The sequence below is a fragment of the Arthrobacter koreensis genome (assembly GCF_009193255.1).
GTDB lineage: Bacteria > Actinomycetota > Actinomycetes > Actinomycetales > Micrococcaceae > Arthrobacter_B > Arthrobacter_B koreensis.
In genome coordinates, this window is sequence record NZ_WACG01000001.1 from 649,893 (window position 1) to 676,334 (window position 26,442).

24 protein-coding genes and 1 riboswitch are annotated in these 26,442 nt (G+C 66.8%); of the genes, 9 read left to right on the forward strand and 15 right to left on the reverse strand.

The features are described 5' to 3' along the window. Window positions 1–44: 44 nt before the first annotated feature. Entirely contained in the window at window positions 45–833 is a 789-nt protein-coding gene (locus tag GD628_RS03050; protein ID WP_226802314.1) for a DedA family protein, read from the reverse strand. Between the two features lie 161 nt (window positions 834–994). Here GD628_RS03050 and GD628_RS03055 point away from each other — a divergent pair, with 161 nt between their 5' ends. From GD628_RS03055 to GD628_RS03065, 3 genes are all read left to right on the forward strand, one after another. Continuing rightward, window positions 995–1,471 carry a hotdog fold thioesterase gene (locus GD628_RS03055; protein ID WP_091602132.1) on the forward strand — a complete coding sequence of 159 codons (477 nt, stop codon included), beginning with the start codon at window positions 995–997 and terminating at the stop codon, window positions 1,469–1,471. Window positions 1,472–1,558: 87 nt separating this feature from the next. Then, on the forward strand, window positions 1,559–2,902 hold the full coding sequence (paaK, locus tag GD628_RS03060) for a phenylacetate--CoA ligase PaaK (RefSeq protein ID WP_091602129.1): 1,344 nt from the start codon (window positions 1,559–1,561) through the stop codon (window positions 2,900–2,902). A 69-nt stretch (window positions 2,903–2,971) separates the two neighbouring features. After that, window positions 2,972–3,610, forward strand: coding sequence for a TetR/AcrR family transcriptional regulator (locus GD628_RS03065; RefSeq protein WP_091602126.1), 639 nt, complete (start codon window positions 2,972–2,974; stop codon window positions 3,608–3,610). A 107-nt stretch (window positions 3,611–3,717) separates the two neighbouring features. Here GD628_RS03065 and paaZ read toward each other — a convergent pair whose 3' ends face one another. After that, window positions 3,718–5,802: a phenylacetic acid degradation bifunctional protein PaaZ gene (gene paaZ, locus GD628_RS03070; protein ID WP_152273788.1), complete on the reverse strand. Its 2,085-nt coding sequence runs from the start codon at window positions 5,800–5,802 to the stop codon at window positions 3,718–3,720. A 310-nt stretch (window positions 5,803–6,112) separates the two neighbouring features. Between paaZ and GD628_RS03075 the strand changes: the two genes are divergently transcribed. Further along, entirely contained in the window at window positions 6,113–7,048 is a 936-nt protein-coding gene (locus GD628_RS03075; protein ID WP_193313185.1) for an SGNH/GDSL hydrolase family protein, read from the forward strand. Between the two features lie 77 nt (window positions 7,049–7,125). Here the strand turns inward: GD628_RS03075 and GD628_RS03080 are convergent, their stop codons facing one another. Next, window positions 7,126–8,172 (reverse strand): NAD(P)-dependent alcohol dehydrogenase, encoded by a 1,047-nt coding sequence (locus tag GD628_RS03080; RefSeq protein ID WP_152273790.1) that lies wholly within the window; start codon window positions 8,170–8,172, stop codon window positions 7,126–7,128. A gap of 131 nt (window positions 8,173–8,303) precedes the next feature. Next, window positions 8,304–8,437, forward strand: a riboswitch (SAM riboswitch). Between the two features lie 16 nt (window positions 8,438–8,453). Here GD628_RS03080 and GD628_RS03085 point away from each other — a divergent pair. Next, the gene (locus GD628_RS03085; protein ID WP_091602115.1) at window positions 8,454–8,840 is read left to right on the forward strand and encodes a hypothetical protein; all 387 of its coding nucleotides are present in this window, start codon (window positions 8,454–8,456) and stop codon (window positions 8,838–8,840) included. A gap of 59 nt (window positions 8,841–8,899) precedes the next feature. On the opposite strand, the gene GD628_RS03090 is transcribed toward GD628_RS03085, so the two are convergent. Beyond that, complete coding sequence (locus tag GD628_RS03090; protein ID WP_152273791.1) at window positions 8,900–9,646, reverse strand: tyrosine-protein phosphatase; 747 nt, start codon at window positions 9,644–9,646, stop codon at window positions 8,900–8,902. 97 nt (window positions 9,647–9,743) lie between these two features. On the opposite strand from GD628_RS03090, the gene GD628_RS03095 reads away from it, so the two are divergent. Further along, window positions 9,744–10,547 (forward strand): MerR family transcriptional regulator, encoded by an 804-nt coding sequence (locus GD628_RS03095; RefSeq protein WP_152273792.1) that lies wholly within the window; start codon window positions 9,744–9,746, stop codon window positions 10,545–10,547. A gap of 45 nt (window positions 10,548–10,592) precedes the next feature. Continuing rightward, entirely contained in the window at window positions 10,593–11,159 is a 567-nt protein-coding gene (locus GD628_RS03100) for a hypothetical protein (protein WP_152273793.1), read from the forward strand. A gap of 64 nt (window positions 11,160–11,223) precedes the next feature. On the opposite strand, the gene GD628_RS03105 is transcribed toward GD628_RS03100, so the two are convergent. The 3 genes from GD628_RS03105 to GD628_RS03115 are packed head-to-tail and all read right to left on the reverse strand — an operon-like array spanning window position 11,224 to window position 14,035. After that, window positions 11,224–12,072, reverse strand: coding sequence for a 3-hydroxyacyl-CoA dehydrogenase family protein (locus GD628_RS03105; RefSeq protein WP_152273794.1), 849 nt, complete (start codon window positions 12,070–12,072; stop codon window positions 11,224–11,226). Continuing rightward, window positions 12,069–12,824, reverse strand: coding sequence for an enoyl-CoA hydratase/isomerase family protein (locus tag GD628_RS03110; RefSeq protein WP_152273795.1), 756 nt, complete (start codon window positions 12,822–12,824; stop codon window positions 12,069–12,071). The genes GD628_RS03105 and GD628_RS03110 overlap by 4 nt, the downstream gene beginning before the upstream one ends. Further along, on the reverse strand, window positions 12,824–14,035 hold the full coding sequence (locus GD628_RS03115) for a thiolase family protein (RefSeq protein WP_091602097.1): 1,212 nt from the start codon (window positions 14,033–14,035) through the stop codon (window positions 12,824–12,826). The genes GD628_RS03110 and GD628_RS03115 overlap by 1 nt, the downstream gene beginning before the upstream one ends. Before the next feature lie 264 nt (window positions 14,036–14,299). Between GD628_RS03115 and GD628_RS03120 the strand changes: the two genes are divergently transcribed. After that, on the forward strand, window positions 14,300–14,740 hold the full coding sequence (locus tag GD628_RS03120) for a VOC family protein (RefSeq protein ID WP_091602094.1): 441 nt from the start codon (window positions 14,300–14,302) through the stop codon (window positions 14,738–14,740). A 17-nt stretch (window positions 14,741–14,757) separates the two neighbouring features. Here GD628_RS03120 and GD628_RS03125 read toward each other — a convergent pair whose 3' ends face one another. From GD628_RS03125 to GD628_RS03160, 8 genes are read right to left on the reverse strand one after another with little or no spacing between them, the layout of a single operon-like run. Next, window positions 14,758–15,513: a CPBP family intramembrane glutamic endopeptidase gene (locus GD628_RS03125; RefSeq protein WP_091602091.1), complete on the reverse strand. Its 756-nt coding sequence runs from the start codon at window positions 15,511–15,513 to the stop codon at window positions 14,758–14,760. A gap of 48 nt (window positions 15,514–15,561) precedes the next feature. After that, window positions 15,562–16,431, reverse strand: coding sequence for an NAD(P)H-hydrate dehydratase (locus tag GD628_RS03130; RefSeq protein ID WP_226802315.1), 870 nt, complete (start codon window positions 16,429–16,431; stop codon window positions 15,562–15,564). After that, complete coding sequence (locus tag GD628_RS03135; protein WP_152273797.1) at window positions 16,415–17,140, reverse strand: histidine phosphatase family protein; 726 nt, start codon at window positions 17,138–17,140, stop codon at window positions 16,415–16,417. The genes GD628_RS03130 and GD628_RS03135 overlap by 17 nt, the downstream gene beginning before the upstream one ends. A gap of 36 nt (window positions 17,141–17,176) precedes the next feature. Continuing rightward, the gene (locus GD628_RS03140; RefSeq protein WP_152273798.1) at window positions 17,177–18,415 is read right to left on the reverse strand and encodes a nitrate/nitrite transporter; all 1,239 of its coding nucleotides are present in this window, start codon (window positions 18,413–18,415) and stop codon (window positions 17,177–17,179) included. A 21-nt stretch (window positions 18,416–18,436) separates the two neighbouring features. Further along, the gene (narI, locus tag GD628_RS03145) at window positions 18,437–19,264 is read right to left on the reverse strand and encodes a respiratory nitrate reductase subunit gamma (RefSeq protein WP_152273799.1); all 828 of its coding nucleotides are present in this window, start codon (window positions 19,262–19,264) and stop codon (window positions 18,437–18,439) included. Further along, entirely contained in the window at window positions 19,261–19,959 is a 699-nt protein-coding gene (narJ, locus tag GD628_RS03150; protein WP_152273800.1) for a nitrate reductase molybdenum cofactor assembly chaperone, read from the reverse strand. Before narJ ends, narI begins: the two co-directional genes overlap by 4 nt. Next, window positions 19,956–21,632, reverse strand: a complete 1,677-nt coding sequence (gene narH, locus GD628_RS03155) for a nitrate reductase subunit beta (RefSeq protein ID WP_152273801.1) — start codon at window positions 21,630–21,632, stop codon at window positions 19,956–19,958. Before narH ends, narJ begins: the two co-directional genes overlap by 4 nt. After that, window positions 21,632–25,357, reverse strand: a complete 3,726-nt coding sequence (locus tag GD628_RS03160; protein ID WP_152273802.1) for a nitrate reductase subunit alpha — start codon at window positions 25,355–25,357, stop codon at window positions 21,632–21,634. The genes narH and GD628_RS03160 overlap by 1 nt, the downstream gene beginning before the upstream one ends. A gap of 125 nt (window positions 25,358–25,482) precedes the next feature. Here GD628_RS03160 and GD628_RS03165 point away from each other — a divergent pair, with 125 nt between their 5' ends. Further along, a complete protein-coding gene (locus GD628_RS03165; RefSeq protein ID WP_152273803.1) occupies window positions 25,483–26,436 on the forward strand; it encodes a 1,4-dihydroxy-2-naphthoyl-CoA synthase in 954 nt (317 codons plus the stop codon). The last annotated feature ends 6 nt before the right edge of the window (window positions 26,437–26,442 follow it).

The window sequence follows — 26,442 nt, forward strand, 5'->3', positions numbered from 1 at the left end:
CGGCGTTAGCCGGGTGCCCCCGCGGGTGCCCGGCTTTTGCCGTTTCAGTCCTCTTCCGCTGCTGCTTCCGGCCGGGGGCGGGGCAGCGGCCGCGGCTTCCGCACCCCTTTTTCCTGCGGCGCGCTTTCCGGCTCGGACACGTCTTCCTGCTTACCTGTCCGCTGCGGGCGGTGGCCGGGCCGGAACAGGCCAGCGACGACGAACACCAGCGTGAGCCCGATGACGCCGAGGAAGATCAGGTCCAGGTTGTCCCGCACAAACGGGACGCGGTCCCCCAGGATGTAGCCCAGCAGCGTGACAGAGAGCGCCCACACAGCGCCGCCGATGGCGTTGTAGGCAATGAAGGTGGCGTAATGCATCCGCCCCACGCCGGCCACTACCGGGGTGAAGGTACGGATCACCGGGATAAAGCGTGCCAGCACCACGGCCTTACCGCCATGCCGGGCAAAGAAGGCCTCCGCGCGGTCCACGTTCTCCTGGTGGAAGAACCTGGACTCGGGTCTGTTGAACACCACCGGACCGGCTTTGCGTCCGATGAGGTATCCCAGCTGGTCGCCGAGGAAGGCGCTGAGAGCAATCAGCAGGATCAGCACCCAGATGTTGATCTGCACCGCTCCGGTGGCTACCAGCAGCCCCGCCGTGAAGAGCAGTGAATCTCCCGGGAGGAAGAAGCCGATGAGCAGCCCGGTCTCCACGAAGACGATGCCGCAGATGAGCAGCACTACCCACGGGCCTATTGCGGGATCAGCCAGGAAAACCTGGGGGTCCAGCCATTCCGGCAGGAGCGAGGACTTTGGCTGCAGCGCAGCGGGAGCAGCTGTGGCTAGGGACACCACCTCAGGGTAGACCATGAGCCTTCGCGCCGACTGGGAGAGCCCTGCTTTTACCCGCGGCGACGGTCGTCACAGATGACGGCGGACGCTCATCAACTTGACAGTGATCATGCTCACAGGATTACCTAATGAACATTCGGTAAAGAAAAGAGAGGGCTTCCATGGCTGACTCCGCTGTCACCGCCCCGGTCCGTGAAACGGGCCTGGCGCATCCGATCCTCGAACATGATGCGACGTCCGAATGGCTCGGCATCTCTGTCCAGGAACTCGCAGACGGCTATGCCGTGATCACCATGGACCTGCGGCCGGAGATGCTCAACGGCTTCTCCATCGCCCACGGCGGCATGGTCTTCGCCTTCGCGGACACTGCCTTCGCCCTGGCCTGCAACCCTTTCGGTGCCGATTCACTCGCCGGCATGGACACGATCACCGTGGCCTCCGGCGCGGACATCAACTTCATCTCCTCCGCCCGTGCCGGCGACAAACTGCGGGCAGAAGCCAGCCGGCGGGCTGCGGCAGGCCGCAGCGGCGTCTTCGACATTGAAGTCACCGCCCAGTCCCCCGACGGCACCACCCGCGTCATCGCCGAGTTCAGGGGCCGTTCCCGCACCATTCCCAACCCGGCGCGCCGCAGCTAGGGTCCAGGCCCGCGGGATCCCGCTCTTTCGTTTTCCCTTCCCACACTGCACAATCAAGCCCCACCCCTCTCCCAAAGGTTCTACGCAATGAATACCGCCTCCGCCATCAAGGCCACCGCAGCAGATCCCAGCACCCTCGACGCCGAGGAGCTCATGAGCCGGGACCAGATCGAGGCCCTTCAGCTCACCCGCCTCAAGGAGACGGTCCGCTACGCCTATGAGCGGGTGCCGCTGTACACCAAGAAGTTCGACGACGCCGGCGTCCACCCGGACGATCTCAAGGAACTCGCGGACCTGGCCAAGTTCCCGTACACCACCAAGGAAGACCTGCGCCAAAGCTACCCCTTCGGCATGTTCGCCGTACCGATGGACCAGGTCTCCCGAATCCACGCTTCCTCCGGCACCACCGGCCGGCCCACCGTGGTTGGCTACACCAAGGGCGACCTGGACCGCTGGGGAACCCTGGTAGCCCGCTCACTGCGCGCCTCCGGCGTGAAGTCCAGCTACAAGGTCCACAACGCCTATGGCTACGGCCTCTTCACCGGCGGCCTGGGTGCCCACTTCGGCGCCGAGAAGCTCGGCTGCACGGTCATTCCGATGTCCGGCGGCCAGACCGAACGCCAGATCCAGCTGATCCAGGACTTCCAGCCGGACACCATCCTCGCCACGCCCACGTACCTGCTGACCATTGCCGACGCCATGAAGCGCGCCGGGATTGATCCGCGCTCCACCTCGCTGAAGAATGCGGTACTGGGTGCCGAGCCGTGGACCGAGGAAATGCGGCATGAACTTGAGCAGATGATGGACATCGACGCCTGCGACATCTACGGGCTCTCCGAGGTCATGGGCCCGGGCGTCGCCGGGGAATGCGTTGAGACCAAGGACGGCGCCCACATTTGGGAGGACCACTTCCGTCCGGAAATCATCGACCCGTTTGATGACACCCGGGTCCTTGGCGACGGCGAGCACGGAGAACTGGTCTTCACTTCCCTCACCAAGGAAGCGCTGCCGATCATCCGCTACCGCACCCATGACCTGACCCGCCTGCTGCCGGGTACCGCACGGCCGGGCATGCGCCGCATGGGCCGCATTACGGGCCGCAACGATGACATGATCATCCTGCGGGGCGTGAACCTCTTCCCGAGCCAGATCGAGGAAATCGCACTGCGGATTCCCGCCCTGAGCCCGCACTTCCAGCTCGAAATTACCCGTCCGGACCGCATGGACGAACTGGCTGTAAAGATCGAGCGCCGCGCCGAGTCCTCCGCGGACGAATGCACCAAGGCGGCGGCCGAGCTGAAGAACCAGATCAAGATCCACATCGGTTCCTCCTGCGCCATCCACGTTGTGGAGCCCGGCTCGCTGGCACGCTCCAGCGGCAAGCTGCGCCGCATCTATGACCTGCGCAAGCAGGAGAACAAGCCGGCCTAGCGGCCGATGTGATCACTCGGTTGGCCGGGCCTGTCCCGGCCAACCGAACGGTCATGCGAAAATATCCAGATGCCTAGTCCCTCGAGTTCCGCGACTTCCCCGTCCTCCGCAGCCGGCAACGGTTCCCGCCGCGGACGCCCGGGCTACGACCAGCAGACCGTGCTGAACATCGCCGTCGACGTCTTTAACCGCCATGGTTATGAAGCGACCTCGATGGGCATCCTGGCGGAGAACCTGGGCATCACGAAGTCCGCCATCTACCACCACGTTCCGTCCAAGGGCGACCTGCTGCGCCTGGCCCTGGAGAACGCACTGGGCGGACTCGAGGGCGTCCTCGATGATCCACGTGCCTCCACCGGTCCTGCCGACGCGCGACTTGAGTTCGTGCTGCGCGGGACGATCAACGTCCTGACCGAACGACTGCCCTTCGTCACCCTGCTGCTGCGGCTGCGCGGGAACACTGACATTGAGCGTGACGCGCTGGAACGGCGTCGGCAGTTCGACCGCCGGGTTGCCGCGCTCGTGGACGCCGCGCGTTCCGAAGGCTCCCTGCGCAGCGACATCGATCCGCGCACCACTACCCGACTGCTCTTCGGCACCATCAACTCAATTGTCGAGTGGTACAAGCCCGGCGGATCCCTCAGCGGGGAAAAGCTGGCCGATGACATCATTTCCATGATGTTCGACGGCCTGCACGGCAAGCCCTGACCCCGTTCTCTTTACCCGCGCCCATACACCCCATCGAGATGACAGAAACTGCCCGTTAGAAGCTTCTAACGGGCAGTTTCTGTGATCTCGATGCGGGGTGAAGGAGGCTAGGCGCGCTGCTTCTCCACGAGGGTCAGCACGTCGTACGTCGCAACAATCTCATCGTTCTGGTTGTGCAGGACGGCGTCCCAGGCAACCTCGCCGTACTCGTCGGTTTCACGCGGCGTGATCTTCTTGGCGGTCAGCGTGACGCGGATTGAATCTCCTGCTGCCACCGGAGTGATAAAGCGCAGGTTTTCCAGGCCGTAGTTGGCCAGTACGGGTCCCGGAGCCGGCTCCACGAAGAGTCCGGCACCCCAGGAGAGCAGCAGGTAGCCGTGCGCAACGATGCCCGGGAAGAACGGGTTCGCCTCGGCAGCTTCCTGGTTGGTGTGCGCGTAGAACGTGTCTCCGGTGCTGTTCGCGAAGGCGGTGATGTCCTCGAGGGTCACTTCGCGCAGCTCGGAGGCCATGGCGTCGCCGATCTTCAGGGTGGCCAGGTCCTTGCGGAACGGGTGCGTCTCGTCGAAGTTCTGGTCCGCGCCGGTGTGCCAGACGCCGGTGATGGCAGTCAGCATATTCGGCGAGCCCTGGATGGCGGTGCGCTGCATGTGGTGCTTGACGGCGCGGATACCGCCGAGCTCCTCGCCGCCGCCGGCGCGGCCGGGGCCGCCGTGGACCAGGTGCGGCACGGGCGAGCCGTGGCCCGTGGAGCTGCGGGCAGTTTCCCGGTTCAGCACGTGCACGCGGCCGTGGTGGCCGGCGATGCCCGTGACGACCTCGCGGACGGTCTCCGGATCGTTGCTGGCGACGGTCGCTACCAGCGAGCCGCCGCCCAGGGCAGCGAGCCGCACGGCGTCGGCGGTGTCTTCATAGCCGATCACCGAGGAAACCGGACCGAAGGCCTCCACGGAGTGCAGGGCCTCAGCCTCGGGGTTGTCCCAGGTCAGCAGGATGGGCGCCAGGAACGCACCGTCCTCGACGACGCCGCGGCTGCCGTCCGCCTGCACGGTTTCCGGAGCGTCCAGGCTGCCGAACGCGATCTTCGCGCCGCCATCCAGGAGGGCCTGCACGGAGGAACGGACGCCGTCGCGCTGCTCCACCGAGGCCAGCGCACCCATGGTGACGCCTTCGGCGCGCGGGTCGCCGAGCACAACGCGCTCCTCGATGCGCTTGGCGGCGGCAGCAACGACGTCGTCCACCAGCGCCTTGGGCACAATGGCGCGGCGGATGGAGGTGCACTTCTGTCCGGCCTTGACGGTCATTTCAGTGACCAGGGACTTCACGTACGCGTCGAATTCCGGCGTTCCCGGAACAGCGTCCGGGCCGAGGATGGACGCGTTCAGCGAGTCGGTTTCGCTGGTGAAGCGGACACCGCCTTCGACGACGTTGGTGTGGTTCTTCAGCTTGTTGGCGGTCGACGCCGATCCAGTGAAGGAGACCATGTCCCGGTAGTCGAGGTGGTCCAGCAGGTCCCGGGCGGACCCGGAGATCAACTGCAGCGAACCGGCGGGCAGGATGCCGGATTCGATCATCATGCGCACGGCGGCTTCGGTGAGGTAGCCGGTGGGAGTCGCGGGCTTCACGATGGTGGGAACGCCGGCGAGGAAGGCCGGGGCGAACTTCTCCAGCATGCCCCAGACCGGGAAGTTGAAGGCGTTGATCTGCACGGCGACGCCGGGAATGGACGTGTAGACGTGCTCGCCGATGAACGAACCGTCCTTGGAGAGGACCTCCGGGGTTCCGTCGATCACCACGGTGGAGTTCGGCAGTTCGCGCCGGCCCTTGGAACCGAAGGTGAAGAGGACGCCAATGCCGCCGTCGATGTCCACGAGGGAGTCGATCTTGGTGGCACCGGTGCGGGCGGAGATTTCGTAGAGTTCCTTGCGGCGGCCGTTCAGGTACTGGGCCAGTTCCTTCAGCTTCAGGGCGCGCTGATGGAAGGTGAGCCCGGCCAGGCCCCGGTGGCCCACAGTGCGGCCGTGTTCAATGGCCGCGGCGGTGTCCAGGCCGTCGGTGCTGACCAGGGCGAGCAGTTCGCCGGTGGAGGCGTCCCGGACTTCGGCGGAGCTGGCGGAGGTGTTCTCCGGGGTCCACCATTCGTCCTGGACGAAGCTGGGGACGACTTGCACGTCTATGGCGGTTGAGGTCATCTTTGACGGACCCTTTCGGTACTGGACGTTCGTTGGCCTGTCCGGCCCGGCTGGCCGCAGCTGCGGCACATGCCGATAACTGACCGGACGGTCGGTAATGAATCCAGCCTACATGAGAGTGCCGTGCCGCACATCACCCTGGCAGCTGGCTATTCCTGTATTTTCGGCGCGGGCGCCTCCCGGCACCCTTCGTGTTCCGCCGCCGCGGTGGGGCCGTTACCGTATTCCGTTACGCGGCACGGCGCTGCGGACACCGACGCCGGAAGGCAAGGACATGTTCGAGTTACGCAAGTGGAGGCGGGCGGCAGCCGTGCTTTTAACCGGATGCCTGCTCACGGCAGGCTCCGTGGTGACGCCGGTGGCCGGAGCCGCCGCAGACACTCCGCCGGGATGGACCGCGTCCGGCATTGACCGGGACCGCGGGCACCATGGGCCGCCCAAGGGCTGGGACCGCGGCGGAAAGCGGACCGTTGACTATGTGGCGCTCGGGGATTCGTACGCGGCCGGATTCGGCGGCGGCGCGGTGCTGGACGCGTGCGGCCGGACTGCCGAGGGCTATCCCGCGCTGCTGGACGCACTGCCCAGGATTGAACTGGATGCTGACGTAACCTGCGGCGGCGCCACGGCGTCCACGACGCCGCCTGCGCCGCCTGCCGGGCCGGTGGACCTGCCGGAGCAGATCGCTGCCCTGCAGGCGGCAGGCAGCATCGACCGGGACACTGATCTGGTGACCCTGACGATCGGCGGCAACGACGTACGTTTCACGGACGTCGTCGCGGCCTGTGCCGGAGCCGAACTTCCGGCCACCTGTGAACCCGCCATCGCCGCAGCCCAGGCGTACGCGGAGACCGCACTGGCCCCACAAGTACGCCAGTCCCTGGAGCAGCTGCGCATCCTGGCGCCCCGGGCGGAACTGGTCCTGGTGGGCTATCCGCACCTGTTCGACTCAGCAGGGGTTCCCGGCCTGCTGACCGCGGAGGCAGCCGGGCTGTTCAACGCCGGCACCGACGCGCTGAACGCAGTGCTCGCCGCCCAGCTCCCGGACCGGCGGTCTGCGTACGTGGATGTCGTGGACGAGTTTGCCGGGCACGGTGTTGGCTCGGCCGATCCGTGGATCATTTTCGAACGGGGCCCGTTCGACCTGCACCCGAATGCCACCGGCTACCGCGACGGGTACCTCGCAGCCATCACGGCCGACGTCGACCTGCATCCGGGCAGCGGCCACCCCTGCCGCGGGCGCCGCTGACCGCAGGCACTCCCTCAGCACGACGGCGGTGCCCGCCAAACGCGGGCACCGCCGTCGTGCCTTTGACTCCCGAAGAACTACTTCATGTGCGGAACGACGACGGCGCGTCCGGTGAGCTCACCGGCTTCCAGCTTGCGGTAAGCCTCCAGCGCGTTGTCCATGCTGTAAAGCTCCACCTCGGGCTTGATCTGGCCGGCACGGTACATGGCAACCACTTCGTGCAGGTCCTCGATGGTGCCCCAGTAGGTGTTGGTGACGGTCGATTCGTACGGCGTGGTGAAGAAGCTCCACTCGAACGTTCCGCCGGCAATACCCACCACGGTGAAACGTGACTGCGGGGCCATCGATGCGGCCGCCGTCTTGATGGTCGGGCCGGCCCCCACGAAGTCGAATGCGGCATCCACGCCGCGGCCTCCGGTGATCTCACGGATACGCTCAACCTGGCCGTCACCGCCGGGCACCACAACGGCGCCGGCTGCCTCTGCCCGCTTCATGGCGTCTTCCTTCATGTCCGTGGCAATCACGGTGGCACCGGTCAGGGCCTTGAGGATCTGGACCGCCATCTGGCCGAGTCCGCCCAGGCCAATGACCAGGGCGTACTTGCCACCGCCGGCCAGGTTCGGCAGCGAGTTCTTGATCGCGTGGTACGGAGTCAGGGCTGCGTCCGAGAGCGGGGCGGCAGCGACCGGATCGGCGTCGCCCAGGGGCACGAGGTTGCGCACCGGAGCCACCATGTACTCGGCCATGCCGCCGTCGCGGCCCAGACCCATGCCGAGGTACGGCATCTCCGCAGCGTTCTCGCAGTACGTGTCCTGGCCACGGGAGCAGGCCTTGCAGCGGCCGCAGCCCACCGGACCGTAGACCAGGTACGCGCCGCCAACTTCCACGCCGGTCACACCTTCACCAAGTTCTTCGACCCAGCCGGAGTTCTCGTGGCCCAGAACGAACGCCGGCGGGATCGACCCCGGGGCACCTTCTTCGAAGTCCTTGTACAGGGCGACGTCGGAATGGCAGGCTCCGGCACCGGCCACCTTCAGCAGGACTTCTCCCGGGCCCGGCTTGGGCCGCTCGATGTCCGTCAGGGACGGGAAAGTCTGCCACTTCTCAAATACAACTGCACGCATGATGCCTTCTTCTTTGAATCGGTTGGGTGGAGGTTATCCACCTTCCTCACCATACATGCATTTACATGTACCCAATTCGGCAGCCCCGGAGGATGTACCGGTGTCCCTGCGGGCTGCTAACGTAATCAGTGCTTCACGAGATATGGCCTCCGCACCCGTCAGGGTACGGAAAAGCTCCGACTGGCCATGCACCAACCCCACTGTTCGGCGGGTGGTTCGGATGACGAAGCGGCCCGCGTCCATCCGGAGCGGGCAAGGACACTCATCTCGAAGGACACGCTGTGATTCCCTCCAGTGACCCGCGCTGCACCGCTTTCTACCCCGGCCATAAGATCCACTGGATCCACGGCGGCCGCCTCATGAGGTACGACGACTGGATCGACGTCGAAGTCCACGCCGATCCGGAGCTGGACCTGATCTACCTGGTGCTGGACGGCCGGCAGCAGATCATGTGGCACCACGATGTTCCGCTGGTGGCCGAGGCCCTTGCTGCCACGCAGGGACAGCCCCAGTGGTGCACCCGGTATTCATCCCTGATGGTCCCCGGTGCCTATGCAGGCCGGAACCGGAGCTCTTTTTTCTACTTAGCCACTCCTGAGAGGGTGGTTCCCTGCCGCGGCCGGGTTCCGCGTCATGACGCCACCATGCAGGACCACGGTTCTGCCTAAACCCCGACCGCCGAGATGGCAGAAACTGCCCGTATGAGCGCTGTAACGTGCAGTTTCTGTCATCTCGATGGGGAGTCAAGAAGCCGGGACCGGAGCCGGGCGAGGGTTTCCTCGCCGGTTCCGGCACTGCGCAGGTAGGCTGCGGCGTCGAGGTCCCGCAGGAAACTGAGCAGCTCGGCTTCGGCAGCGTCCGCGCGGCCTGCCAGTTCGGCGTCGTCCAGCGGACGTTCACGCGGTTGCGGCTGCCTCCGGTGCCAGGCATTGATACCCGCCAGGGCTGCCCGGTAGTCCGCGGCGATGCCCTCCGGCGGGACGCCGGCCAGGTCCAGCAGCAGTGCCGCCACCAGGCCGGTGCGGTCCCGGCCTGCGGAACAGTGGAGAACGACGCCGCCGGGCGGCGTATCGGCGACGGCCTGCGCGATTGCCGCGAACGTCTCCGGCCAGCGGCGCAGGTTCTCCGCGTAGAACCGCGGCGAGCTCATATAGGGGCCGGTCAATGCGGTGAAGTCCGGATCGTCGGGTTCCTGGGTGGGCAGGTTCAGGAACCGGATGCCGCGGACTGCGGCCGGCGGCACTACGGGGTCCGTGTCCCGGCGGCCAATCTCCGCTGCGTTGCGCAGGTCGACGACGGTGCGGACACCGGCGTCGTGCGCCTGCCGCCAGCCTCGGCCCGTCAGCCATTCGGAGCGCCCCATCCGGTACACGCGCCCCGGCTGGACGTACCCGCTTACTGCCGAAATTCCCCCGAGGTCCCGCGCATTCGCGGCACCCTCCCAGTTCACAGTGCGGTTCGGCCGGTTCCCCATGCCTCCAGCGTAGGCGTCATGGCACCGCCGGCGTCACGAAAAGCAGTCCGGGGGCGATACTTGACCCTGACACTGTGGAAGGCAGGAGAACTGAGGCATGTTATCCATTGGAGCGTTCGCGCAGATCGGGCAGGTGACCCACCGCATGCTGCGGCACTGGGACACCGCCGGGCTGCTTGTTCCCGCCCACGTGGATGAGTTCAGCGGCTACCGCTCCTACGACCCGTCCCAGCTCGAGCGGCTGCACCGGATTGTGGCACTGCGTTCCCTCGGCTTTGGCCTGGACGATATATCCGCGATGCTCGCTTCCGGGGTGGACTCGGGCCGCATCGCCGGCCTGCTGCGCATCCGGCGTGCGGAAGTCGCGGAGGAAGCGCGGACAGCGGCGGCTCGGCTCATCGACGTCGAGCGCAGGCTCCACCTTATTGAAAAGGAGAATGCCATGACCCAGATCGAAATCATCGAAAAGCCCCTCCCCGCCGTCCGGCTCGCGGCCCGGCGCGCTGTGGTGTCCGAACAGCCCGAAGTCCCCGGCGTCGTCGGGCCGCTCTTCGACGCCGTCGGGGCGCTCCTGGCACCCTCCGGTACGCCGGGCGGTGTGCCGGTGGCGGAGTATGACATGGGCGAAGACGGCCTGCGGATCACTGCCGGTTTCGCGCACACAGGACCGGTGCCCGACGGCGCCGAGGCAGTTGAGCTGCCGGCCGTCCCAACGGCAGTCTGCGGAGTCCACCTCGGGTCAATGGAGCACATTGCCGAGAGCTGGCAGGCGGTACACGCCGAGATTCTTGCCCGCGGTTTCACCCTGTCCGGTCCGTGCCGTGAAGTTTACCTGCGGTCGGAGTCTGCGGACCAGGCCGACTGGGTCACTGAGCTGCAGCAGCCGGTCGCCCGGGCCTAGCCGGAATCCGGTAGGCAGCCGCGCACCAGCTACGAGGAGGCACCGGTGAACAAAGCCGAGATCCGGCTGTGGTGGCTGCCGGTGGGCGCCGGCGGACACGTGGTGATCCACACCAGCCGCTGGTGGGAGCACTGGCATGCCCTGCGCGAAGGGCGCAGCCCCCGCCCGCTGTTCCACGCCGCTCTGGAAATACTGGCCCCGGCCGGTCGCTACGCCGTCGAGATGGCACCCGCGTGGGGCCGGAGTGCCGGCGGCCCAGGGGTGGTGGCGACTGGCCCGGTCGGTCTCCGGCTGCTGGGACGTTTTAGGCTTCTCCGGTATGAGGTGAGGTGCTGGCGCGGGGGCGTCATACCCGATCTCGGCTACGCTCCCGGTCCGCCGGTGGTGTTCGGCATGGACTCATCCGACGCCGCGGCCCTGCTCGCGCGGGTCCCACAGGTTCCCCGCTTGGTGTGGGGTGCCAAAACGTCCGCCGGCGATATGTGGAACTCGAACTCCCTGGTGTCCTGGCTGCTGCAGGAATCGGGCGTGGACGCCGCGGCCGTTTTCCCGCCGAACGGGGGCCGGGCGCCGGGATGGCTTGCGGGCGTTGATGCCGCCCGGGTTCGTTAACGGCAGCAGCCCGCGTGCTCGCTCTACGGGGCGAAGCACTCGGGCTGCTGTGTTTGGCGAAAAACTAGCTCCAGTCGAAGAAGCCCTTGCCGGTCTTGCGGCCGAGTTCGCCGCGGGCCACCTTGTCCCGCAGGATCTGCGGCGGCTCGAAGCGCGGGCCGAGGGTGGCAGCAAGGTATTCGGCGATGCCGAGGCGTACATCCAGGCCCACGATGTCGGTGGTCTTCAGCGGGCCGGTCGGGTGCTTGTAGCCCAGGACCATGGCGGCATCGATGTCCTCGGCGGACGCCACGCCCTCCTCGACCATGCGCATTGCTTCGAGGGCGATGGCCACACCCAGCCGGGAGCTGGCAAAGCCGGGAGCATCATTGACGACGACGGGCGTTTTGCCCAGGTCAGCGACCCAGGTCCGCGCAGCCTCGGCGAGTTCGTCCGAGGTCTGCTTGCCCAGGACCACCTCGATCAGGGTGGAGGCAGGAACCGGGTTAAAGAAGTGCAGTCCGCAGAACCGCTCGGGACGCTGCAGCTTCTCCGCCAGTTCCGAAACCGACAGGGAGGAGGTGTTGGACGCCAGCCAGGCATCGGCGTCGAGCTGTTCCTCCACAGCCTGCAGGGCCGAAGCCTTCAGGTCGAAGTCTTCCGGAACTGCTTCAACAACCAGGCCGGAGCCGGCAAAGTCCGCGTAGTCCGTGGAGACGCTGAGCCGGGCCACCAGGGCGTCGAGGGATTCATCCGTGGTGCCGCGCTCGACGCTCTTGGCCAGGTTGGAGGCGACGCGCTCGTATGCAGCGTTTGCTGCCTGCTCGTCGCGCTCGACGACGACGACGGAGGCGCCTGCGGTGCAGAAGGCATGGGCAATGCCTGCACCCATGCGGCCGCCGCCGAGGACACCGACCTTGGAGGGAACTGTCATTTCTTTTTCTTCCTTTCCAGGAATGCCTGCATGCGGTCGAACTTCGCCTCGGACTCGAAGAGGATGCCCTGGGCGAGGGTGTCGATCACGGGGTGCGCCTCGGCCGGCGCGTGGAACACGGACTTGGTGATGCGTACGGCCAGCGGGTCCTGCTTCGCGATCCGGTCGGCCAGGGCGTTCGCTGCGGCCAGCAGCTCGTTCGCCTCATGGATCTCGGTGACCAGGCGGGCCGCGAGGGCTTCCTCGGCGTTGAGGATGCGGCCGGCCAGAAGGATTTCCTTGGCCAGGGGTTCGCCCACCAGTTCCTTCAGGCGCCAGGTTGCGCCGGCTGCAGCCATAATGCCGAGCGAGGTTTCCGGGTTGCCAATCTTCACGCTCGGAGTAGCGATGCGGAAATCGGCGGCGAAGGCCAGCTCCGCTCCCCCGCCCAGTGCGTAGCCGTCCAGCGCGGCGATGACCGGCATGGGGAGCTTGGCGATGCGGTGGAAGATGGTGGAGTTAATGCCGCGCAGGGCGTCTTCCCGGCGGCGTTCACGCAGCTGGGCGATGTCCGCACCGGAGGCGAAAATCCCGTTGGTTCCGGAGAGGATCAGGATCTTCGGGTTGTGTTCGAGTTCGGCGCAGAGTTCGTGCAGTTCATCGACCATGGCCTGGTCAATGGCGTTGCGGACCTCGGGCCGGTTCAGGACCGCGGAAACCCGGTCCTCGCCGACGGTGACCTCCAGCGTGGTGAAGGAATCGAACCCTGCCACTACACGGCCTCGATCAGCATGGCGGTGCCCTGCCCGACACCGACGCACATGGTCGCGATGCCATGGGAAGCGCCTTCGCGTTCCATGCGGCCCAGCAGGGTGATGGCGATGCGGGAGCCGGAGGAGCCGAGCGGGTGGCCGAGGGCGATGGCGCCGCCGTCGTTGTTCACGATTGCCTCGTCGACGCCGAGGCGGCGGATGCAGGCCAGTGACTGAGTGGCGAAGGCTTCGTTGAGTTCGAAGGCTCCCACCTGGTCCAGGCGAATGCCGCTGCGCTGCAGGACCTTCTGGGTGGCCGGAACCGGACCAATGCCCATGATTTCCGGCGGGACACCGGCGGAGGCGCCGTCGACGATCCGGGCGCGGGCGGTGAGTCCGTATTCCTTGATGGCGCGCTCGGAGGCGATGATGATCGCCGAGGCGCCGTCATTCAGGGAGCTGGCGTTGCCGGCAGTGACGATTCCACCGGGCTTGACCACGGGGCGGAGCTTGCCGAGAACCTCCAGGGTGGTGCCCTCGCGGGGACCTTCATCGGTGTCCACAACCGTGTCCCCCTTGCGGCCCTTGACGGTGACGGGAACGATTTCGTCCTTGAAGCGGCCGGCAGCGATTGCGGCCAGGGCGTTTTCGTGGGAGCGGACGGCGAATGCGTCCGCGTCTTCACGCGAAATGCTGTCCGTTGAGGCCAGTTCCTCGGCGGTTTCCGGCATGGAGTAGGTCATCTTGCCGTCGCGGGAGAGGTCGCCGGAGACGAAGCGTTCGTTGGCGAAGCGCCAGCCGATCGAGGTGTCGAACGTGTCGCCGGGCTTAGCGAAGGCCTTGGTCGGCTTTTCGGTGACCCAGGGGGCACGGGACATTGATTCAGTGCCGCCGGCAATGACGATGTCCGCAGCACCCGCCTTGATCATGTGGGAGGCCATGATGATTGCGGAGAGGCCCGAGGCGCAGAGGCGGTTCACGGTGATGCCCGGAACCGTGTCCGGGAAGCCCGCGAGCAGGGCGGCCATGCGGGCCACGTTGCGGTTTTCCTCGCCGGCACCGTTGGCGTTGCCGAGGATAACTTCGTCGACGACCGCGGGATCGAGGCCCTCGCGCGCAACCAGTTCGCGCAGCGTGAGTGCTGCGAGGTCATCGGGACGGACGCTGGACAGCGCACCTCCGTAGCGGCCCACCGGGGTCCGCACTCCGCCAACGAGAAAAGCCTCAGCCATGTCTGCTCCCAAAGAGTTGCCAGTTCACCGCCGGGCTTCGCTGCCCGTCCGGCCGCCGGATTTACCGACCAATCGTTCTATAAACAATCGCAGACCCGGCGGGGGCGGTCAAACAGGTGACGCCCGGCGAGAGGGCAGATAAGGCTCGTTTGGGACCTCAAAAGAGCCTTATCTGCCCTCTCGACGGGACGGACGGGATGTTGCGGACGGCATGTGTCCGCATTGCGCAGGACGCACAGCCGCCGCTGCCCTAGGTTTGGCCCTATGGCTTACGACATCCAGATCTGCATCGACTGCGAAAACGCCCATGACCAGGCCGACTGGTGGGCTGAAACCCTCGGCTGGCCGGTCGAGGAAACCAACCAGGACTTCATTGACGAGATGCTCGCGAAGGGCTTCGCTTCCCCCGAGGACGTCATTGACCATAACGGCACCCGGATGTGGGCGGCCGGGTCAGCGGTCCTGCAGCCGGTGCCGCCCGGATCCCCGGTGGCACCGATGCGTATCCTGTTCCAGCCGGTTCCCGAGCCCAAGACGGTCAAGGACCGGATCCACCTGGACATCCGGCTCGCCGGGGATGACATCAACGCCACCCGCGCGGCCCTTGAAGCCCGCGGGGCAACGTTCCTCTGGGAAGCCAGCCAGGGCCCGCACCTCTGGTACACCATGGCAGACCCGGAGGGCAACGAGTTCTGCATCAGCTAGGCCCCCAAACGGCCCGGCTACTGCTGCAGCAGCTCCGCGGGAACGGCATAGGTAAGGACCACTGCCAGCAGGTTCTTCGCCGCGTGCACAAAGTAGGACAGCATGAAGTTGTTTCCTGCCCACATGTACACGCCCACCAGCACCACTCCCATGGCCAGGTACGGGACGAGCACAGCCAGCGAGAACTCGGATTCGCCCAGGACGTGAATGCCGGAGAAGACGATCACGGACAGCAGCGCGCACACCCAGATGTTCACCCGCCGCGACAGCTTGCCGATCAGCAGATGGCGGTAGATGTACTCCTCCACGAACGGAGCAAGCACCACGAACAGCGGCACGATCAGCCACGGGGACACTGAGGTCATCAGGTCCTGGGCTGCCACCTGGTTGACTGCGGTTTCCGGCGGACCAGTCAGCAGTACCAGGATCATGGTGGCGACCAGCATCGCGAGAATGGACAGCGGAATCACGCCCAGCGTGAGCCAGGGCCGCGTCGCAAGGATCCGGGTTTCACGCACCACGTACTGGCGGGCCGCAACAAATGCGAGGACTCCCGCGACCAGGTAGAAGGTGAAGTTCACGGCGTACGACGCCGTTACCGGGTCCTCGATCACGGCAGTCACCGCAAGCGCAGCCGGCGTCAGGCTGAGCAGCAGCATGGCCGCGACGTAGAAAGCCAGGGCTGCGCCGTCGCTCCTGGAGAAGCGGTAGGACAGCGGCGCCTCCTGCAGGACGGCGCGGCGTGGTTGGGCCGGGAGGTCAGGTGTTGCCATCAACCCACAGTATCGGCCCCGCGCCGTGCAGGCACTAACGCAGAGGCACTACACCGTCAGTTCCGTCATCACCTGCGGCATGGCTTCGAGCAGTTCACTGGCCAGGAAGCTCAGCGGCCCCTTCGAGGATGACAGCCTGTCCCCGGCCGCGGCATGGAGGTACGTGCCCCAGCAGGCTGCCTGATCCGGTGTTGCTCCACGGGCCAGGAAACCGGCCACGGAACCGGCCAGGACGTCGCCGCTTCCGGACGTGGCCAGCCCCGGATTGCCGGCCGGAACCTCCCAGGCGCGCCCGTCCGGGGCGGTAATCCGCCCCTTGCTGGTCACCACCGCGCCGTAGCGGCGCGCGATCTCCAGGGCTGCGGCGTCGGCGTCCTCAACCTCATCCACCTCGAGCAGGCGGGCAGCTTCGGTTCGGTTGGGTGTCAGCACCAGACGGCCGGCCAGGAGCCCGCCCAGTTCCGGCAGGCCCGGCAGCACGCCCAGCGCGTAGGCGTCCAGTACCACGGATGCCTCCTGCGGGATCCCGGAGCTAATGCTGCGCAGCAGGTCTGCCGTGTCTTCGGCGTTGTCCAGGCCAGGACCCACCACCAGGACGTCCGCGGTTTCAAGGTCTGTGCCCAGGGCATCGGCGGCAGCGCTCCCCTCGATGCGCTGTCCTTTCTCCGGCAGGCCCACGGTGCCGCACTCAGGCAGCGAGACGGCGGAGGCGACGGCGGCGGCTTCGGCAACAGCGAGCGTCAGCCGCCCGGCGCCGGCCCGCAGCGCCGTCCGCCCGGTGAGGATCGCGGCGCCGGGTGTGCGCCGGGCACCGCCGATCACCAGGACGGTTCCCCTGTCATCCTTGCCCTCGGCGTCCCGGGAGACCTGCCAGGCACGCAGCAGTGCCGGGGTGACCAGTTCAGCGCGGGTGGACATTGTCATCTCCTGCATGTTCGGTAACCGGGGCGCCGCCTGCGGCGAGGTGCTCCACTGCGTTAAAGTCCGCGACGGCCCAGAAACCGGTTCCCGTGGGGCGGACCAGACGGGTGATGGAGCCGTTCCGGACGCTGGCCGTGGAGGCGATGTCCAGCAGGTCTGCTTCCAGGAGCCCTTCGCACACGTAGCGCAGCAGCAGGATCACCGCGTCGTGGCAGACTACCGCCACGCGGCGTCCGTCTTCGGCGTCGTCCAGGTCCCGCAGCAGCGAGCGCAGCCGGAGCGCAACATCGGCCCAGGACTCACCGCCCGGGGGACGGTAGGCGAACTTGCCCAGCCACTGCTTGCGCTCGGCTTCGGCCGGGTAGCGGGCTGCGACGCCGCGCGATGTGAGCAGGTCAAGGATTCCCAGTTCGCGGTCCCGCAGGCGTTCATCCACCCGGAAGGGGGACAGCCCGGCGAGTTCGGCCGTCTGCCGGGCCCGCAGATACGGTGAACACCAGACCGAGTCCGCCCGTTCGCCCGCGGGAAGGGCTGCCAGCCAGGCGCCCAGCGCCATGGCCTGCCGCTCGCCGTCGGAACTCAGCGGCACGTCCGGGTCACGGAGCCCGACGTCGATTACTTCAGCCCCGGTTTCCTGGGCCCGGGTGGCCGCGACGTTGCCGGCGCTTTCGCCGTGACGGATGAGGATCAGCTCTGTTGCACCCATCGTCCGACTCTACTCCGGCGCCCGGCGTGGCCAAGGCTACGACGACGGCGCTGCCGCCCGTTCGTCGGTTTTCCCGCCGTTGCGCACGGTGAAGGTCAGCAGCAGCGCCAGCGCCGCGAAAACCGCCAGCAGGGTCAGGCCGACGAAGTAGCTGGAGTTCTCGGCGTCGTAGGTTGCGCCCATGACCAGCGGCGGGAAGTAGCCGCCTAATCCTCCGGCGGCCGCGATGATTCCGCCGACGGTTCCCACGTCCTTCGGCGGAGCAGCGCGTCCCACCCAGGCAAAGACGCCGCCTGTGCCGAGTCCCAGGAACAGCGCCATCAGCAGGAACGCCGTTCCATAGACCCGTTCCTGGCTGGGCTGGAACGCCACTACCATGGCCAGGACCACGGTGCCCGCGAAGGACACCAGGGTCACGATCTTGGGGCCGATCCGGTCCGCGACGGTTCCACCAATGGGCCGCGCAATCACCGCCGCGACGGCGAAACCTGCGGTGCGGGTCCCGGCGTCTGTAGCGTCCCAGTTGTACACGTTGCCAAGGTAGGTGGGCAGGTAGTTGGAGAACGCGACGAACGCCCCGAACACAATCCCGTAGAGGAAACACAGCTGCCAGGTGGCTTTGAGCGTGAACGCATGCCGGATCTTGGGCAGCGTTGGCTCCGTGGGCCTGCTCCAGGCCGGGGACTCGCGCAGCACCAGCCAGCTGATCACGGCCATCAGCGCTACCACGCCGGCAATGATCAGGTGCGCCGGAAAGTATCCGACGCCGGCGACCAGGCGGGGCGTGAAGAACGCGGACACGGCGGTGCCAACCATTCCGGCGCCGAAGACACCGGTGGCGAAGCCCTTGCGGCTGCGGTCATACCAGGCGGAGCAGAACGGAATGCCGATCGCGAAGACTGTACCGGCGATGCCGAGGAAGAACGCGACGATGATGAGCAGCGCGTAGCTTCCCGATTCTCCCGCCAGCGCTGTCAGCAGGACCAGCGGCGCCGTGGCTCCCAGCACCAGCGTGAACATGCGCCGCCCGCTGTACCGGTCGGTCCAGGCGCCCACCGGGATACGGGCCAGGGAGCCCACCAGGATGGGCATGGCCACCAGAATGGACGTCTGGGATGGGTTCAGGTCCAGTGTCTGGGTGTAGCGGGCGGAAAGCGGGCCGATGATGGTCCAGGCCCAGAAGCCCACGGTGGAGGCCACCGTGGCCGTGATCAGGTTCAGCAGCTGCCCGGATTTCAGGTCCGGGGCGGCCGGTGCGGATGGTGCCGGTGCCATGGCTGTCCTCTCGCGAAGTCCTTACTGCCGGGGAACTCCCCTGCGGTCCCGGTCCGGTGTGCCCACCGGCGCCCAGCCGCGGCGCGGCGGCACGGCCCCCGGAGCTTTCCGCTTCCCGCGGGAGCGGTAGACGATGTACGGGCGGAAGATGTACTGCAGCGGAGCCGTGAACGCGTGCACCAGCCGGGTAAAGGGCCAGATGGCGAACAGGGCCAGGCCCCACAGGGTATGGATCTTGAAGGAGAGGCTCGCGGCGGTCATCGCCGCGATGTCCGGCTGGAAGATGAAGATGGACCGGAACCAGGGCGAGACCGTTTCCCGGTAATCGGTGATGCTGGGATCAAAGACGGAGATGAGAGTCGTAGCCAGCCCGGCGAACAGGGCCGCAACCAGGACGACGTACATCAGCTTGTCATTCCGGGTGGTGGCCATGAACACCGGCCCCGTGGTGCGGCGCCGGTAAATCAGCAGGACAATCCCCACCATGGTGCCGATCCCCGCGATGAGCCCGATCCCGAGGGCTAACGCGTGGTACAGCCCCTCGGAGATCCCCGCCTCCTGGGTCCAGGACTGGGGAATCACCAGCCCGATGAAGTGCCCGGCAATGACCGCCAGGATCCCGAAGTGGAACAGCGGGGAGGCGATGCGCAGGATCCGCGCCTCGTAGAGCTGGGAGGACCGGGTGGTCCAGCCGAACTGGTCATAGCGGTACCGCCAGATTGAGCCCAGCACCAGGACGGCGATCACCACGTACGGAAGCACGCCCCAGAGCATGACGTCGCCCAGGGTGACAGTCACGTTCTCCGGCGGGGGCACATCGGCGGGGAAGCGGGAGCCTGCAGCAGTCATGTCCGGTTCCTCTCGGAGAGCGGCAGCAGCCGGGAGCTGTAGGGTTCCAGGCCCACGCTTTCCGTGGGCGGACCGTAGCCGGCGGTGCGCATCACCGTCTGGGCGTCCTCGGGCGAGACACCGGGAAGGGTAGAGCAGACCAGCGCCAGCAGGTGGTGGTAGGGCAGGCCGGCGTCCCGCAGGGCGAGCCGCAGCAGTTCCACGGAAGGACGGTAGCGCTGCAGCAGTTCGTAGCCGTCAGCCGGAGAAACCTTGGCCGCGAACTCCAGCACCAGCGGAAGGTAGTCCGGCAGCTCCGTGCCCTCGGGCAGTATCCCGTGTTCCCGGTAGACCTCCTTGAAGGCGGCGAGCGCTTCGCCGCGGCGGCGGGTATCGCCGTCGGTCCAGTAGGTCAGGTGCAGGCTGTGCCGTTTGGACAGGTCGAATTCCTGGACGTATTCGCTCTGGAGAACCGTCAGCGGGCGTTCCGTGAACCACTCCAGGAACTCGTCCATGCCGTCGGTGAGCGCTTCCTCCTCGGCGAGCGCGGTGCGCAGCAGCGGCAGGGAGGCCAGCAGGGCCTCGTCCGGGTACTGGAGCAGCAGCGACGCCACCTGGCGGACGACGGCGCTGCGCCGGGGATTGCTGTCCGCGTAGGCTTCGGGGGCCAGCGTGCCCTTGCCGGGTTTGCCCAGCAGCTTCTCCAGCAGGCTCATGTCCGTTCACCGCCCTCAGCCTGGCCCGGCGGGAACAACCCGCGGGGCGAACCCCGTCCGTCCCAGTTCAGCAGGTTGACCCGGCCCGTCATGTCCCGGTTCCCGGCCGGGTCCTCGCCGCGCTGCCGTGCCTCGAGTGCTGCGAAGTTCTCTACCGCTACCGGCAGAGGACGCCCGGACGCTTCACCGAAAACGCCAGTCTGGCCCATCCCCGGCCCGCCGTCGGTATCCAGCGAGCAGCCGATTTCCTCGAGGTTGTGCGCATCCTCGAGGTGGGCGCTGGGAATCACATACCGTTCCTCGTATTTGGCCACCGCCATGAGCCGGTACATCCGCACGATGGCTTCCCCGGTCATCCCCACGTCGGTGGCGATTGATTCCTCCGGGGCGTCGCCCAGGGTGATGGCCCGCATGTAGGCACGCATGGCCGCGAGCTTGCGCAGCACCGAAGTCACCAGGTCCGTGTCCCCTGTGGTAAAGAGTTCCGCCAGGTACTCCACCGGAATGCGCAGCGCCTCAATGGCGCCGAACAGGTTCCGGGCGTCCTCGCCGTCGTGCCCCTGGTCCTTGAGCACGTCCACGATCGGTGAGAGCGGCGGCACGTACCAGACCATGGGCATGGTCCGGTACTCCGGATGCAGCGGCAGGGCGACCCGCAGTTCCTTCGCCAGCGTGTACACCGGGGACCGGCGGGCCGCGTCCAGCCAGTCCTCCGGGATGCCTTCGGCCCGGGCGGCGGCAACCACTTCCGGGTCGTTCGGATCCATCATGAGGTCCAGCTGCGCTTCGTAGAGGTCCTGCTCGTTGGGCGTGGCCGCCGCTTCGGTGACGCGGTCGGCGTCGTACAGGAAAATCCCGATATACCGCAGCCGGCCCACGCAGGTCTCCGCGCACACCGTGGGCAGGCCAACCTCAATCCGGGGATAGCAGAATGTGCACTTCTCTGCCTTGCCGGAGCGGTGGTTGAAGTACATCTTCTTGTACGGGCAGCCGGTGACGCACTGCCGCCAGCCGCGGCAGCGGTCCTGGTCCACCAGGACAATTCCGTCTTCCTCCCGCTTGTAGATCGCGCCGGAGGGGCAGGATGCCATGCAGGAGGGGTTGAGGCAGTGCTCGCAGATCCGCGGCAGGTAGAACATGAAAGTCTGGTCGAACTCGAACTTCACCTTGTCCTCGGCATCGCGGCGCAGCTTCTCCACCACCGGATCCTGCTGCGCGGTCTCCGGGGCACCGCCCAGATCGTCATCCCAGTTCGCCGACCACTTGATCTTCATGGTGTCCCCGGTGATCAGGGACTTGGGCCGGGCCACCGGGAAATCGTTCCCGGCCGGGGCCTGGATAAGGTTCTCGTAGTCATACGTCCAGGGTTCGTAGTAGTCGCTGAGCTCGGGCTGCACCGGTGAGGCAAACAGGCCAAAGAGCTTCGCGGCCCGGCCGCCGGACTTCAGCTTTAGGTTTCCGCGACGGTTCAGCTCCCACCCGCCGCGCCACTTCTCCTGGTCCTCATACCGGCGCGGGTAGCCCTGCCCCGGCCGGGTTTCAACGTTGTTGAACCACACGTATTCGGTACCGGCCCGGTTGGTCCAGGCTTGTTTGCAGGTCACCGAACAGGTGTGGCAGCCAATGCACTTGTCCAGTGCCATGACCATCGCAGTCTGCGCCATGATCCTCATCAGTAGCTCACCTCCTGCGAGCGCCGGCGGACCACGGAGACGATGTCCCGCTGGTTGCCCGTGGGGCCCAGGTAGTTGAAGGCCCATGACAGCTGGGCGTACCCGCCGATCATGTGGCTGGGTTTGACCAGGATCCGGGTGACCGAGTTGTGGATGCCGCCGCGGCGTCCGGTGGCCTCGGACTTTGGGGTATCGATGATCCGTTCCTGGGCATGGTGCACGTAGACCACCCCGGCGGGCATGCGGCTCGAGACGATGGCCCGGCCAACCAGCACGCCGTTGGTGTTCACGCACTCCACCCAGTCGTTATCCGCCACCTGGATCAGCTCCGCGTCCTGCGGGCTCATCCACACCGCCGTACCGCCCCGGGAGAGCGAAAGCATAAAGAGGTTGTCCTGGTACTCGGAGTGGATCGACCACTTGTTGTGCGGGGTCAGGTACCGCACCGCGACGGACAGTTCCCCCCGGGTGCCCAGCTTGGGTTCACCGAACAGCCGGTGCATGTCCAGCGGCGGACGGAACACCGGCAGGGCCTCCCCCATGTCCCGAATCCAGTCGTGGTCCAGGAAGAAGTGCATCCGCCCGGTGAGCGTGTGGAAGGGTTTGAGCCGTTCAATGTTGATGGTGAACGGCGCGTAGCGCCGGCCGCCGGACTCGGACCCGGACCATTCCGGGGAGGTGATTACCGGCGTCGGGCGGTCCTGGGTGTCGCGGAAGGTGATGATTCTGTCTTCCGCGCCGGCCGCCAGGTCTGCCAGCGGAGTTCCGGTGCGCTGTTCAAGGGTTTCGAAGCCCTGGACGGCCAGTTCGCCGTTGGTGGTGCCGGAGAAGAGCAGGATGGCCTCCGCCATCCGGGCGTCCGTATCCACTGCCGGCCTGCCGCGGGCGGCACCGGAGTCGAAGACGCCGTGTTTTTGCGCCAGCTGCCGCACCTGTTTATCCACCCTGTAGGTGACGTGCTTGGTGGTGAAGCCCAGCGTTTCCGCCAGCGGACCCAGTGCCGTGAACTTGTCCCCAATGGCCGGGTAGTCCCGCTCGACAACGGCGAGCGTGGGCATGTTTTTCCCGGGAACCGCGGGAACGTCCGTGTTCTTCCAGTCCGGGGCGTGACCGCCGGGCTGGGCGATCTCCCCGGGGGTGTCATGCGTAAGCGCGGTGGCCACGAGGTCCCTGCGGACACCCAGATGCACGGCAGCCTGCCGGGAGAACTCCACGGAAAGCAGCCGGAACAGCTCGAAGTCCGACTTCGATTCCCACGGCGGCGCGATCGCCGGGGTGAAGGCATGCACGTACGGATGCATGTCTGTGGAGGAGAGGTCGTATTTCTCATACCAGGTGGCGGCCGGGAACACGACGTCGGAAAGCAGGGTGGAGCTGGTCATCCGGAAGTCCGCCGAGACCAGCAGGTCGAGCTTGCCCTGCGGTGCTTCCTCGCGCCACACCACATCCCTGGGCCGGGCATCGCCGTGGTCCGTTCCCAGCACATTGTTCAGGGTGCCCAGCAGGTGCTTCTGGAAATACTCCTCGCCCTTGGCCGAGGAGCCCAGCAGGTTGGACCGCCAGAGGATGAGGGTCCGCGGCCAGTTCTCCGGTGCGTCGATGTCCTCCACGGCAAAGCGCAGCCGGCCTTCCTTCAGGCGGTCTGCCACCCAGCGTGCCGGCGTTTCGGCTTCGCCGCGTTCGACGCCGGCCGCGGCCTCATCCGCCACGTCCAGGGAATTCTTCGCATCGAACTGCGGGAAGAACGGCATCCAGCCCATCCGGGTGGACTTGGCAATCACGTCTGCCGAGTGCATGCCGCGCAGATGGCCCTCGGCCAGCGGGGACTGCACCCCGTCCGTTGAGTAGCCGTCAGACCGGAACTGGTCCGTGTGCATGTACCAGAACGCGGTGCCGATCATAAAGCGCGGCGGACGGTTCCAATCGCCGGCCGAGGCCATGGCCGCCCAGCCCGTGATGGGGCGGCACTTCTCCTGCCCCACATAGTGTGCCCAGCCGCCGCCGTTGCGTCCCTCGCATCCGGTGAGCATCAGCATGGCCAGGATCGCCCGGTAGGTAACGTCCCCGTGGTACCACTGGCAGATTCCGGCGCCCAGGATGATCATGGACCGGCCCTTGGATTTCTCGGCGTTCGCGGCGAAGTCCCGGGCGGTGCGGATCACCGCGGAGGGTTTAACGGACGTCAGCTCCTCCTGCCAGGCCGGAGTGCAGGCGGTGGCGGCGTCGTCGTATCCCGCCGCCCAGTCCCCCGGCAGCCCGTCCCGGCCCACACCGTATTGCGCCAGCATCAGGTCGAAGACCGTGGTGACCTTCCGGCCGGCCACGTCCGCGACCGGCACGCCGCGGTGCGCCACGGACCCGGTGCCGGAAGGATCCGAGAACACGGGCAGGTCCACGCCAGAGGTCTCACCGGACCATCCGGCGGTGTCCGCCAGCGAGAGAGATGGCACCACACCCTGCAGGTCAAGGTTCCACTTGCCGGCGTCGTCGTCGTTGTACCGGAACCCCAGGGAACCGTTGGGCACCACGGGATCCCCGCTGAACCGGTCCACCAGGACGGTCTTGAACGCGGCGTCCGCCGCCTGCGCACTCTCCCCGCCGAGGTCCCGTGCCGTGAGGAACTTGCCCGGCACTGTGGTGCCGCCCGGTCCGTCCACCAGGGTGACGAGGAACGGCAGGTCGGTGTACTGCAGGACGTAGTCCTCGAAGAACGGCACACGCCGGTCCACGAAGTTCTCCTTGAGGATCACGTGCCCCATGGCCATCGCCATCGCCGCATCGGAACCCGCCTGGACCGGCAGCCATTCGTCGGCGAACTTGGTGTTGTCCGCATAGTCGGGACTGACGGACACCACTTTGGTGCCGCGGTAGCGCCCTTCCACCATCCAGTGCGCGTCCGGGGTGCGGGTCACGGGAATGTTGGAGCCCCACATCATCAGGTAGGTCGCGTCCCACCAGTCTCCTGATTCGGGGACGTCCGTCTGGTCGCCGAACACCTGCGGGGACGCCACCGGGAGGTCCGCGTACCAGTCGTAGAAGCTGTTCATCACCCCGCCGATCAGGTTGATGAACCGGGCACCGGCAGCGTGGGAAACCATGGACATGGCCGGGATCGGGGAAAACCCGGTACAGCGGTCCGGCCCGAAGTTCCTGATGGTGGAAACATGCGCCGCCGCCGTCATCTCCAGGGCTTCCTGCCAGCTGGAACGCACCAGCCCGCCCTTGCCGCGGGCCTGCTGCCAGGTGCGTCGCTTCTCGGGGTCAGCCACCAGTGCCTCCCACGCCAGCACCGGGTCTCCGCCGGAGGATTGCTTGGCCTCGCGGTACATTTCCAGCAGGACCCCGCGGATATAGGGGTACCGCACCCGGGTGGGCGAATAGGTGTACCAGGAGAACGCGGCGCCTCGCGGGCAGCCGCGGGGTTCGTACTCGGGCCGGTCCGGGCCCACCGTTGGATAGTCGGTTTCCTGTGCTTCCCAGGTGATGATCCCGTCCTTGACGTAGACCTTCCAGGAACATGACCCGGTGCAGTTCACCCCGTGCGTGGAACGGACCACCTTGTCATGGCTCCACCGGTTCCGGTAGAACGCGTCGCCCTTCCGTCCGCCTTCGCGGAAGACCGCGCGGCCGTCGGCCGTCTCATCCCATCGGGTGAAGAACCTGCCGAGTTTCAGGAGTGCGTCTGATGCGGGGCCGTCTGTCCCCGTTACGGAGCTGCTAGCCATTTCTTCAAGCTACGCGCCGCTCCGCGGGGCCAACAGCGTGGGGGTTGATTCCTGTCCGGCAGCAGCGAAGATGCCGCCGTGGCTGTCCCGCAGGCCGCGTTTTGCGGCCGCGATAAACTCGATGCGTGAGCACACAACTTCCCGAGCAGGTCTCTGACATCTTCGATCCCAGGCAGTGGAGGGTGGTTGGCGGCTTCGACGACTTCACCGACATGACCTACCACCGGCAGGTGGAGCGCGACGCCGACGGCGCCGTTGTGCGAGACCTGCCCACGGTGCGGATCGCCTTCAACCGGCCCGAGGTGCGCAACGCGTTCCGTCCGGGCACCGTGGACGAGCTGTACCGGGCCATGGACCACGCGCGGATGACGCCGGACGTGGCAACCGTCCTGCTCACCGGCAACGGCCCCTCCCCCAAGGACGGCGGGCACTCCTTCTGCTCCGGCGGCGACCAGCGGATCCGCGGCCGGGACGGGTACCGGTACGCCGATGGAGAGACCCAGGAAACCATTGATCCGGCACGCGCCGGCAGGCTGCACATCCTGGAAGTGCAGCGCCTGATGCGCACCATGCCCAAGGTGGTTATCGCCGTCGTCAACGGCTGGGCAGCCGGCGGCGGGCACAGCCTGCACGTTGTCTCGGACCTGACCATCGCTTCCCGCCAGCACGGTAAGTTCAAGCAGACCGACGCCACCGTTGGCAGCTTCGACGCCGGCTACGGCTCGGCCCTGCTGGCCCGGCAAATCGGCCAGAAGCGCGCACGGGAAATCTTCTTCCTGGCCCGCGAATACTCCGCCGAGGACATGGTGGCCATGGGCGCCGTCAACGAAGCGGTGGACCACGAAAACCTGGAGAAGGTGGCCCTGGAATATGCTGCGGACATTGCCCGGCAGTCTCCGCAGGCCATCCGCATGCTCAAGTTCGCCTTTAACCTGGCTGACGACGGCCTGGCCGGCCAGCAGGTCTTCGCCGGCGAAGCCACCCGGCTGGCGTACATGACGGATGAGGCGGTGGAGGGAAAGGAAGCGTTCCTGGCGAAACGGGACCCGGACTGGTCCAACTTCCCCTACTACTTCTAGGACGCC

What these genes read in the sequence shown, in the direction of transcription:
- GD628_RS03055 (WP_091602132.1), top strand. Translation starts at nt 995, where the DNA reads ATGGCTGACTCCGCTGTCACCGCCCCGGTCCGTGAAACGGGCCTGGCG.
- paaK (WP_091602129.1), top strand. Translation starts at nt 1,559, where the DNA reads ATGAATACCGCCTCCGCCATCAAGGCCACCGCAGCAGATCCCAGCACC.
- GD628_RS03065 (WP_091602126.1), top strand. Translation starts at nt 2,972, where the DNA reads ATGCCTAGTCCCTCGAGTTCCGCGACTTCCCCGTCCTCCGCAGCCGGC.
- paaZ (WP_152273788.1), bottom strand. Translation starts at nt 5,802, where the DNA reads ATGACCTCAACCGCCATAGACGTGCAAGTCGTCCCCAGCTTCGTCCAG.
- GD628_RS03080 (WP_152273790.1), bottom strand. Translation starts at nt 8,172, where the DNA reads ATGCGTGCAGTTGTATTTGAGAAGTGGCAGACTTTCCCGTCCCTGACG.
- GD628_RS03090 (WP_152273791.1), bottom strand. Translation starts at nt 9,646, where the DNA reads ATGGGGAACCGGCCGAACCGCACTGTGAACTGGGAGGGTGCCGCGAAT.
- GD628_RS03095 (WP_152273792.1), top strand. Translation starts at nt 9,744, where the DNA reads ATGTTATCCATTGGAGCGTTCGCGCAGATCGGGCAGGTGACCCACCGC.
- GD628_RS03105 (WP_152273794.1), bottom strand. Translation starts at nt 12,072, where the DNA reads ATGACAGTTCCCTCCAAGGTCGGTGTCCTCGGCGGCGGCCGCATGGGT.
- GD628_RS03115 (WP_091602097.1), bottom strand. Translation starts at nt 14,035, where the DNA reads ATGGCTGAGGCTTTTCTCGTTGGCGGAGTGCGGACCCCGGTGGGCCGC.
- GD628_RS03120 (WP_091602094.1), top strand. Translation starts at nt 14,300, where the DNA reads ATGGCTTACGACATCCAGATCTGCATCGACTGCGAAAACGCCCATGAC.
- GD628_RS03125 (WP_091602091.1), bottom strand. Translation starts at nt 15,513, where the DNA reads ATGGCAACACCTGACCTCCCGGCCCAACCACGCCGCGCCGTCCTGCAG.
- GD628_RS03130 (WP_226802315.1), bottom strand. Translation starts at nt 16,431, where the DNA reads ATGTCCACCCGCGCTGAACTGGTCACCCCGGCACTGCTGCGTGCCTGG.
- GD628_RS03135 (WP_152273797.1), bottom strand. Translation starts at nt 17,140, where the DNA reads ATGGGTGCAACAGAGCTGATCCTCATCCGTCACGGCGAAAGCGCCGGC.
- GD628_RS03140 (WP_152273798.1), bottom strand. Translation starts at nt 18,415, where the DNA reads ATGGCACCGGCACCATCCGCACCGGCCGCCCCGGACCTGAAATCCGGG.
- narI (WP_152273799.1), bottom strand. Translation starts at nt 19,264, where the DNA reads ATGACTGCTGCAGGCTCCCGCTTCCCCGCCGATGTGCCCCCGCCGGAG.
- narJ (WP_152273800.1), bottom strand. Translation starts at nt 19,959, where the DNA reads ATGAGCCTGCTGGAGAAGCTGCTGGGCAAACCCGGCAAGGGCACGCTG.
- narH (WP_152273801.1), bottom strand. Translation starts at nt 21,632, where the DNA reads ATGAGGATCATGGCGCAGACTGCGATGGTCATGGCACTGGACAAGTGC.
- GD628_RS03160 (WP_152273802.1), bottom strand. Translation starts at nt 25,357, where the DNA reads ATGGCTAGCAGCTCCGTAACGGGGACAGACGGCCCCGCATCAGACGCA.